At 65.6% G+C, this 9,180-nt stretch carries 10 protein-coding genes; 5 read left to right on the forward strand and 5 right to left on the reverse strand.

The features are described from left to right. The first annotated feature begins 165 nt into the window (after positions 1 to 165). The 4 genes from ABEA30_RS04460 to ABEA30_RS04475 all read left to right on the forward strand — a co-directional run bounded on the left by ABEA30_RS04460 (position 166) and on the right by ABEA30_RS04475 (position 3,721). The gene (locus ABEA30_RS04460) at positions 166 to 1,086 is read left to right on the forward strand and encodes a type IV toxin-antitoxin system AbiEi family antitoxin domain-containing protein (protein WP_345579593.1); all 921 of its coding nucleotides are present in this window, start codon (positions 166 to 168) and stop codon (positions 1,084 to 1,086) included. 141 nt (positions 1,087 to 1,227) lie between these two features. Further along, positions 1,228 to 2,133, forward strand: coding sequence for a DUF4031 domain-containing protein (locus ABEA30_RS04465; protein WP_345579596.1), 906 nt, complete (start codon positions 1,228 to 1,230; stop codon positions 2,131 to 2,133). Next, a complete protein-coding gene (locus tag ABEA30_RS04470) occupies positions 2,130 to 2,966 on the forward strand; it encodes a hypothetical protein (protein ID WP_345579599.1) in 837 nt (278 codons plus the stop codon). The genes ABEA30_RS04465 and ABEA30_RS04470 overlap by 4 nt, the downstream gene beginning before the upstream one ends. Before the next feature lie 92 nt (positions 2,967 to 3,058). After that, positions 3,059 to 3,721 carry an O-methyltransferase gene (locus ABEA30_RS04475; protein ID WP_345579602.1) on the forward strand — a complete coding sequence of 221 codons (663 nt, stop codon included), beginning with the start codon at positions 3,059 to 3,061 and terminating at the stop codon, positions 3,719 to 3,721. 121 nt (positions 3,722 to 3,842) lie between these two features. Here ABEA30_RS04475 and ABEA30_RS04480 read toward each other — a convergent pair whose 3' ends face one another. Further along, positions 3,843 to 3,986 carry a hypothetical protein gene (locus ABEA30_RS04480; protein ID WP_345579605.1) on the reverse strand — a complete coding sequence of 48 codons (144 nt, stop codon included), beginning with the start codon at positions 3,984 to 3,986 and terminating at the stop codon, positions 3,843 to 3,845. A 519-nt stretch (positions 3,987 to 4,505) separates the two neighbouring features. Here ABEA30_RS04480 and ABEA30_RS04485 point away from each other — a divergent pair. Further along, the gene (locus tag ABEA30_RS04485; RefSeq protein ID WP_386085032.1) at positions 4,506 to 5,771 is read left to right on the forward strand and encodes an IS256 family transposase; all 1,266 of its coding nucleotides are present in this window, start codon (positions 4,506 to 4,508) and stop codon (positions 5,769 to 5,771) included. 124 nt (positions 5,772 to 5,895) lie between these two features. Here the strand turns inward: ABEA30_RS04485 and ABEA30_RS04490 are convergent, their stop codons facing one another. The 4 genes from ABEA30_RS04490 to ABEA30_RS04505 all read right to left on the reverse strand — a co-directional run. After that, positions 5,896 to 6,369, reverse strand: coding sequence for a hypothetical protein (locus ABEA30_RS04490; protein ID WP_345579608.1), 474 nt, complete (start codon positions 6,367 to 6,369; stop codon positions 5,896 to 5,898). A 485-nt stretch (positions 6,370 to 6,854) separates the two neighbouring features. Beyond that, positions 6,855 to 7,484, reverse strand: coding sequence for a hypothetical protein (locus tag ABEA30_RS04495; RefSeq protein ID WP_345579611.1), 630 nt, complete (start codon positions 7,482 to 7,484; stop codon positions 6,855 to 6,857). A 113-nt stretch (positions 7,485 to 7,597) separates the two neighbouring features. Next, entirely contained in the window at positions 7,598 to 8,113 is a 516-nt protein-coding gene (locus ABEA30_RS04500; RefSeq protein WP_345579614.1) for a hypothetical protein, read from the reverse strand. A 410-nt stretch (positions 8,114 to 8,523) separates the two neighbouring features. Then, the coding region (locus ABEA30_RS04505) for a hypothetical protein (protein WP_345579617.1) at positions 8,524 to 9,180 on the reverse strand (657 nt) is incomplete at its 5' end.

A 9,180-nucleotide genomic window follows, 5' to 3' on the forward strand; every position in this document is an offset into this window, starting at 1 on the left:
GCGGAGATCGGGCGGTTCGCCAGGCACCACGGAAGAACATCTCTACCTCAGATGGCCCCGGATGTGGATTATCCACATCGCTTGCTCTGATTCGGTAGCGATAAGTTCTCCACAGCCTGCCAGACCCATGATGATTGGGCCGGGTGACCAGCCAACCATGGGGGCATGGACGCCAACATCTTCACGCTCGACGACCTCCACGCCATGGGCCTCCGCCGCGCGGACATCGAGGACCGGCTGGCCGACGGCAAACTCATTCGCCTACGGCGCGGGTGGTACGCAGCTGACGGAGCCAACGCCAATGTCGTGGCGGCGCTGCGCACCGGCGCTCACCTGGGGTGCCTGTCAGGCTGCGAGGCCCACGGCCTGTGGGTTCCGAAGCATCAGGGCATCCATGCGGCCTACGGCCGTGGCACCACGCCGCGCTCGAAAACTGGGCTGATCCTGCATCCGTACAAGGCGAAGCAGCCGGGCTCGGCCATCTGGCCGGTGGAGGACTGCCTCGCCCAGGTCATCGAGCGCCATGACGTGGAGACGATCCTGGTGGTCGTCGAATCCGGCGTGGACAAGAAGCTGATCACCCAGGACATGGCTGAAGCCATGGTCAAGTCCACTCCGCACGGCGACCTCCGGCGCTGGCTGGGCGTGGCCCGGTCGGGGAGCGAGACGCGGGTGCGCTTGTTCTTCCAACGCCGCAATGTCCCTGTGCGGCCCTTGGTCAACGTCCCCGGCGTTGGAGAGGTGGACCTCCTCGTGGGAGACCACCTCCTGTTCGAGTGCGACAGCCGCCGGTTCCACGGCAGCCCCGAGCAGCAGGAGGTCGACAGCGTGCGCGACCTCAACGCCGGAATGGCCGATTACCGCTACATCCGCCTCACGACCAAACAGATCTGGACGGGCTGGGACGAGACGCAGGTGGGCCTGTCAGCCGTACTCCGGAAGCGCCGACACATCCACCGGGTACGTCCCAGCACTGCGAAGACCGAGGCTGGCCGTGCCCGGGCACGACTGCTCGCCGAGCAGCTCGCGCAACGCCGCCGCGTCCACTCCATCGGGATGGATGAGGACCTGGCCGACGTCCTGTGAGGCGCCGCGAGAATTTATCCCTACCCAGAACGGGGCCTCGATGTGGATTATCCACATTGGCTGCTCTGATCCGGTAGCGATAATTCGGGCTGGTCAGGCAACGCTCCCGCCAACGGCGCCCCCAAGGGGCAAAATGGGGCAATGGCAGTCCTGATCGACCCTCCGCGCTGGCCCGCCCACGGCACGGTCTTTGCGCATCTGGTCTCTGACACCTCGCTCGAGGAACTGCACGCCCTCGCGCTCCGCGCGGAGTTGCCGCCCCGCGCGTTCGACCATGACCACTACGACGTGCCGGCCTCCCGCTACGACGACCTCGTGGCCCTGGGCGCGACGCCCGTCGGCGAGATGGACCTCATCCGGGCGCTCACGGCCAGCGGGCTGCGCGTGCGGAAGCCGCAGAAGTCGCCCACCCGCAACGAGTCCCACGCCATCGCCCATCGCTCGTGGTCGTACCTCGGGCTCCCGGAGACCATCCGGGACGACCTCCTCGCCCGCTGGCAGCAGCCCCACCGCCACTACCACGACGTCCGCCACCTTGCGCAGGTCCTCCTGGCATTGGGCGAACTCGCGTGCACCGACCGCGTCGTCATCCTCGCTGCCTGGTTCCACGACGCCATCTACGACGGGGCCCCCGGTCGGGATGAGGAGGCGTCGGCCGCCCTTGCCGAGGACTCGCTGGCCGGGCTCCTTCCCGATGATGACGTCGCCGCGGTCGGTCGACTGATCCGCATGACCGCCACCCATTCACCCACGGATGAACGCGAGGCCATCCTCTCCGACGCCGACCTCAGCGTGTTGGGCCAGATCCCCGGCCGGTATCACGTCTACGTGCGCGACGTCCGGCTCGACTACGCCCACGTCGACGACGACGCCTGGCGCAACGGTCGCTCGCAGGTGCTCCGACAGCTGCTTGCGAAGGAACCGCTCTTCCACACCGAAATGGCCCGCGATCTCTGGGAAACCCAGGCCCGGGCCAACCTCGAAGACGAACTGCGGAGCCTCACCACCGGCCTTTTCTCCGGCCCGGAAACGAGGCCAGAGCCATGAGCACCGGGCCGCCGCACAGCGACCCCCTCGAAGGCCCGCAGCCGCCGCGCCCCCGTCGCGCGCTCCCTGATCCGGCCGAATCGGAACCCACCGCAGTGCTGCCCGCCGCGTCCGAGCCAGCGTCCACCCCGCAACGCGCTACCCCCGACGACCCCCACTATGACGAACCGGCCACCGGCGCCCCCCGCCAACGCCTCACCGTCGCGCTCGCCGTCCTCGCCCTGATCGTCGTCGCTGGAGGCATCCTCGCAGTGCTGCTCCTCGACGAGGACGAGCCCTCCGCCACGCCGGCTCCCGCTCCGGCCAGCACGGCCGCTACCGTGGCGACATCGGCCGCCCCCGAGGCCGACGAGGCCTCGCCCAGCGACAGCCCGGCGGCAGCACCGTCCGACGAAGCCTCGCCGGAGCCATCCGAACCCCCGGCCGCCCGGCCCTCTCCCACCGAGTCCAGCGTCGATGCGGCGCCTGAAGCCACCGAGACAGCCGAGGCCCAAGCCCAACCGCAGTCGCTGACCGAAGCCGATCTGCCGGTGGAAGTGATCGGCTACACGCTCACCGAGGCCGATGGGACCTTCGCCTACCAGCAGGGCGAACAGGTCATCCCCCTCCTGGCGCTGGGCATCCCCACTGCAGATCCGGAGTGGCAGGCCATGCTGTTCCCCGACCCGGAGCAGCTTTCGGATGACGTCCTGTGCGCCGTCGACCACAACGGCGCGCAGAGCTGCCTGATCGAGGATCCCCGCTTCGGTGTCATCACGGTGGGCAACGGCGTGAGCAGCGACATCGCCGACTTGACGCTCGCCATCGCCGAGCATCTCCGGCAGGGCGCCTGACCGCCCGCCGGGCCGTCCTCTCGCTTGGCGAGCGGGGAGATCGAGTCGCGGGACGCCGTCATGCGCACGCGGCTGCGCACTACGCTCGCAGCATGGCCGACACCCCGACGCCCGAAGCGCTCGACGCCCTCCTCGCCCCGCTCGCGGCCGAGGACGAGGCACTGATCGCCGCCCGCACCTCCATCGAAGTCACCCGCCCTGGCATCGAGGTCTCGCCGTCCGCCGGCCGCCTCCTCAACATCCTTGCCGCCGCAGCGGGCGCGAAGCGGGTGCTCGAGTTTGGGACCTTGGCCGGCTACTCGACGATCTGGCTGGCCCGGGCGGTCGGGCCGACGGGGCGCGTCGTCAGCTTGGAACTCGAGCGCCGCAACGCCGAGACCGCCCGCCGCAACTTCGAGGCGGCCGGGGTCAGCGCGTGGGTCGACATCATGTGTGGGCCTGCCGCCAAGACATCGGCGCGGCTGACGGAACTGCAGGTGACCCCCTTCGACTTCGTCTTCATCGACGCCGACAAGGCAACGCTGCCCACCTATCTCGAGCGGTCAATGGCGCTCACCAAGCCGGGGTCGCTCATCGTCATCGACAACGTGGTGCGTGCCGGGAAGGTGCTCCACCCGGACGACGATGACGCCCGCGGCGTCCGTGCCGCGCTCCAGATGGCCTCCGACGATCCCCGCCTGGTCGTCACGGCGATTCAGACGGTGGGCACCAAGGGGTGGGACGGCTTCGCGCTGCTGCGTCGCGTCGACTTCTGACCTGAACGCAAAGCTCCCCGACGAGCGACCTGATGTGCTGGTCGACGCCGGGGAGCGCGCGTGATTGACCATCCGAGACCCTGAGGTGCCGTCGCGGGAGGGACGACGTCGTGTTCAAGGCTCAGAAGGGGCGGTTGCGTTCGAGGAGCTGCAGGTAGTGCAGTTCTCGGGCCTCGCGGTCCAGGTATTCCTGGTTGACGAGGCGGTCGTCCTCAGAGCGGTCGAAGCGGACGCTCCAGATGAGCATCCAGAGACCGATCCGCATGGCGATGCGCTCGAGGAGGCCGAGCCGAGGAGAACGCTCGAGGAGGCGCTCTTCAAGTACTGGTATTCGTTCCAATTGCAGGGAGTGCATGTGATGGTTTCATTTCTAAGTGGGCGCGCTGAATTGAGCGCGCGAAAAGGGCATGCCAAATGACATGAATAATTGGGTGAACGCAGCCGGTAATGGCGACGGCGCGACGGCAACCCTCAGAGAAAGAGGGTGTCAGAAGGTGATTGAACGCCTCAGGCGTTCAGGGGCAACGCGACGGAGCCAGCCCCGTTGGCATTGGGCAGCAGGTGCGCGGCGGTGATCTTCAACATTGGGGCCTCTCCTTTCAGTGCGTATCCAAAGAGAAGGCTAGGCCCAATCAGCGCGACCGGGGGTGTCAAATGGTCTGTGTAAGAGGTCAAGACGATCTGAAGGAGATTGATTGTGACCATGACCACCAACGACGACAAGCCGGTCAATGAGGCGCGCCAGTTACGCCGTGAGTTGATCGATGATGAGCTTCTCGATGCGATGCTGGCCTCGACCAGCGACCGCGGGATCTCGCTGACCGGGGAGGGCGGGTTCCTGCCCGAGTTGATTAAGTCCGTCCTGGAGCGCGGGATGAGCGCGGAGCTGACCTCGCATCTGGGATACGAGAAGAACGACCCGGCCGGGCGGGGATCGGGCAACTCACGTAACGGCACCACCTCCAAGACCGTCGATACCGAGGTCGGACCGGTCGAGTTGGATCGGCCCCGGGACCGTAACTCCACGTTCGTGTCCAGGCTGGTGCCCAACGGGCAACGGCGCCTGGGTGGCCTTGAGGACATGATCATCAGCTTGTATGCCGGTGGGATGACGATCCGTGAGATCCAGCATCACCTCGCGGCGACGCTGGGCACCGACTTGTCCCACGAGACCATCTCGAATGTGACCGAAGCAGTGATGGACGAGGTCGCCGCGTGGCAGAACAGGCCACTGGAGGCGTTCTACCCGGTGATCTACCTCGACGCGCTCGTGGTCAAGGTCCGCGACCAGAACCGTGTCGTGAACCGCCATGCCCACATCGCGGTGGGGGTCGACCTCGACGGCATCAAACACGTGCTCGGGATCTGGGTCCAAGCATCCGAGGGGGCGAAATTCTGGGCGTCGGTGTGTGCACAGCTGGCCAACCGCGGAGTCCAGGACGTGCTGATCGTGTGCTGCGACGGGCTCACCGGTTTCCCCGAAGCGATCGAGGCGACCTGGGGTGATGCGCTGGTCCAGACCTGCGTGGTCCACCTGATCCGCGCGTCCATGCGCTACGTGTCGTACTGCGACCGCAAGGCCGTCGCCGCGATGCTCAAGCCGATCTACACCGCCATCGATGAAAACGATGCGCTCATGGCGTTGACCGCGTTCGCCGACTCAACCCTGGGCCGCAAGTACCCGGCAGCGGTCAAGAGCTGGGAAGACGCCTGGGACCGGTTCATCCCATTCCTCGATTTCGGGCCCGCGATCAGGAAGGTGATCTACACCACCAACTCGATCGAGTCGTTGAACTACCAGATGCGCAAGATCATCAAGAACCGCGGCCAGTTCCCCAACGACCAAGCCGTAGTCAAACTGCTCTGGCTAGCCATCCGCAACATCGAAGACAAACGAGCACGAGAACGCGCGAAAGAAGCCGGCCGACCCAAGGGCCAACCCCGCAACGCGCCAGCCAAACTCGTCGAAGGCTCCACCATCCAAGGCTGGACCAAAGCCCTCAACGAACTCGCCCTGCGCTACCCCGAAAGATTCCCCCAAACCATCTAAAACAGACCACTTACACAGACAACTTGACAAGCTCGCGCGACCTGTCAACACCGAATGGAAATGAGTTTGGAAACAGTTCTGAACGCATCCAATTCGCGACCTGATGGCCAGCCATCGGGCCTCGTCAACGGCCGGTGTTGACCGCCTGGTACTCCCCAACCAGATACTCCGAACTCCGCGACAACGTGAACGGCAACGTCCCACTCCGCCCAGCACCACTCCACTCCACATCCCAATGAGACGTCGCAGTCACCGTGTAGGTCCCCATCGCCTCATAGACGTGCCCGCAATCCGGCGACGCCACATTCCTCCCGCCCTGCGTCCGGGTCGCCGACCACGGCGTCCCCTTCCCACAGGTCAGCACAGTGCCGTCACCCATGTCCCACTCCACACGATCCACCTCGGCCCGCAACGTCACCGTCACACCGAAGCCCGAATCCGACGCTGTCACCGGGCCCCACTGCTTCTCCGACGGCGACTCCGCCCACATCCAGTTCTGCCACCCCACGAAACTCAACCGCACGTCATTGTCGCCGCGCGGGAACATCCCCAACTCGACCGCCTCCAAGTCCAGCCGCGCGAGCAAACGCAACGCCACCTCCCGCGGATCCACCTCCACCACACCCGGCGCAACAGGCAACCACCGCGTGACAGACAGCCCAGCATCAGGCACCAGATTTCCGGTGGCCCGGGTGCACACGTAGATCGCTCCGGTGGTTCGTCTCTCCCAAGCAGGATCGGACAATGGGGGTTGCGGGTCCGCCCTGCGGCACCAAGCAGACACGATGTCGCTCCAAGCTCCGAGAGCGGTTTGGCATTCAATGGGTTTCCCGCGCCACGTGCACGCTCGCGCCTCCGCGGGAGCGTTCCGTGACTGCCCATCCGCCCGATCCTTAACGTGCGGACCAGAGGAGTCGTCCACCGTTCCTGACGCATCGATGCCCGCCACGCATCGCCCGCTAAGCGGGTCTTTGACACCGCCCGCGCACATCACTTCTGGAGGCGCCAAGGGATCAGGGGCTGCGGTGGCCTGCGTATTCCCTGAGAGAAGAAGAAGCGCCAAGAGGAGCGATGTCAGCCGGCTCAGCATGGCTCCTCCGACGACTGAATGCTCTCAACGCGCCATACATCGTCGCGACCACGCACCAGATGGGCCATCTCACGGTATGTGCCGGTCCGCTCAATGATCTCGCCCGTAGTAGCCACTCGTAACGTCACGTCTTCCATGTCGAGGCAGTACCCAACTGAAGACGTCAAGAGACCTTCCGAGTTCTCCTCGGTGAGCTGCACGGAGACCTTACGGAACTTCCGACCTCCGACATACTCCAGGTCCTGCTCACGCAGAGCGTCGAGCCTGTCGAGGATGACCGTCGCCTCATGCCCCGTAGTCACAGTCTGGGTCTCAGTGAGATCACCGTGGTCATACGGTGCCATCGCGTACTTCTCGTACACCCGCTGGTACTCCTGCCAACCTGCGATGATGGCCGCCGTCTCCGGATCCTCCGTCGGCAGTCCCCCCGGGTACGACTCGAAGGCCGTGGGCGACGGGCTCGCGCTCGGCGTCGGCGACACCCTCGGTGACTCGCGCACCGACGGAGCCACACTCGGCGACACCATCGTCGTCGACACCTCCGGCCCCGGCGACTCCACCGCCTCAGCCGTGCACCCCATAAGAAGACCAACAACAGCAACCACGACGAACGACAGCCTCACCAGCACTCCGATCAACGAACCCGGCACCATCCAAACACCGCCCACGGGTCACTTCCGCCGGGCCCATCATGAACTGTGGATAACGCCTCGAGCACCGCGTCCCCGGCCGCACCTCAACGGCCGGTGTTGACCGCCTGGTACTCCCCAACCAGATACTCCGAACTGCGCGACAACGTGAACGGCAACGTCCCACTGCGGCCAGCACCGCTCCACTGCACATCCCAATGAGACGTCGCAGTCACCGTGTAGCTCCCCATCGCCTCATAGACGTGCCCGCAATCCGGCGACGCCACATTCCTCCCGCCCTGCGTCCGGGTCGCAGACCACGGCGTCCCCTTCCCACAGGTCAGCACGGTGCCATCGCCCATGTCCCACTCCACACGATCCACCTCGGCCCGCAACCGCACCATCACACCGGAGCCCGAATCCGACGCCGTCACCGGGCCCCACTGCCTCTGCGACGGCGACTCCGCCCACATCCAGTTCTGCCACCCCACAAAGCTCAGCCGCACGTCATTGTCGCCGCGGGGGAACATCCCCAACTCGACCGCCTCCAGATCCAGCCGCGCAAGCAACCGCAAGGCGACTGCCCGCGGATCCACCTCCACCACACCCGGCGCAACCGGCAACCACCGCGTAGAAACCATCCCCGGATCTGGGACCAGATCCCCGGCGGGTCTCACGCAGAGATACACAGCGCCCGTGGTCTTACCCTCCCACGCAGGGTCAGATGCTGGAGGCTGCGGTTCCGACCGTCGGCACCAAGACGAAGCCAGGTCGCTCCACACTCCCAGGCTTGTTACGCAGTCGATGGCCTTTCCCTGCCATGTGCACGCACGGGCACTCCCGGGCGCTGCTCTCTCCTCCCTGGGGCGCTCAATTGATGCCCCCTCTCCGGTTTGGGATCCGCCCAGCTGGAGCCACTCCAAGCACGTACCCGTGAGCCCACGGCGCACGCAACTCGCTTCTGGTTCGGCATTGGCAGGGGGCGCCGGCACCGAGACGAACAACAGCGCAACAACCACCGCAAGCGAGAGCCTCAGCACGTACGCTCCTGGTCATTCCTGACCTGAGCTACCCGCCAGACTCCATCGGCACCCTCGACCAATGTTGTCGTCTCGGGATAAGTCGGAGTCAGACCGGAAGTGTCCTGCTGGGTGCCTTCGTAGGAAACGACTTCCATGTTGCTTCGGTCTACACAGTACTCAAGGGTCGCCTGCCTCAGTCCTTCGGCGTTCAGCTGTATCGTCCCGATCTCAACATCGCGGAATGCAAAGTTGCCAATCACCCGGACCTTCTCCTCGCGGTAGGCCGACAAGAGGTCCAAGATGATCACCTTCTCGTTGCCTGTCGTGACGTTCTGGGTCTCGGTGAAGTCAGTGAAGCCCATTGGATCCGCGCTGTACTTCTCGAGCACGCGCAGATAGTCCTGCCAACCTGCGATGAGAGCCGAGGAGGCCGCGTCCTCCGTCGGCAGCTTGCCCGGGAACGACTCTGCTGGCGTGGGCGAGGGACTCGGCGTCGGCGACACCCTCGCCGACTCACTCACCGACGGACTCTCGCTGGGCATCGTCGTCGACACCTCCGGCCCCGGCGACTCCACCGCCTCAGCCGTGCACCCAACAAGAAGACCAACAACAGCAACCACGACGAACGACAGCCTCACCAGCACTCCGATCAACGAACCCGGCACCAT

This window comes from Tessaracoccus lubricantis (assembly GCF_039544535.1).
In the GTDB taxonomy this organism is placed as follows: domain Bacteria; phylum Actinomycetota; class Actinomycetes; order Propionibacteriales; family Propionibacteriaceae; genus Arachnia; species Arachnia lubricantis.

Excerpts from the sequence above, each read along its gene's own strand:
- ABEA30_RS04460 (WP_345579593.1), top strand. The coding sequence starts at position 166 with ATGGACGCCAACATCTTCACGCTCGACGACCTCCACGCCATGGGCCTC.
- ABEA30_RS04465 (WP_345579596.1), top strand. The coding sequence starts at position 1,228 with ATGGCAGTCCTGATCGACCCTCCGCGCTGGCCCGCCCACGGCACGGTC.
- ABEA30_RS04470 (WP_345579599.1), top strand. The coding sequence starts at position 2,130 with ATGAGCACCGGGCCGCCGCACAGCGACCCCCTCGAAGGCCCGCAGCCG.
- ABEA30_RS04475 (WP_345579602.1), top strand. The coding sequence starts at position 3,059 with ATGGCCGACACCCCGACGCCCGAAGCGCTCGACGCCCTCCTCGCCCCG.
- ABEA30_RS04480 (WP_345579605.1), bottom strand. The coding sequence starts at position 3,986 with ATGCGGATCGGTCTCTGGATGCTCATCTGGAGCGTCCGCTTCGACCGC.
- ABEA30_RS04485 (WP_386085032.1), top strand. The coding sequence starts at position 4,506 with ATGCTGGCCTCGACCAGCGACCGCGGGATCTCGCTGACCGGGGAGGGC.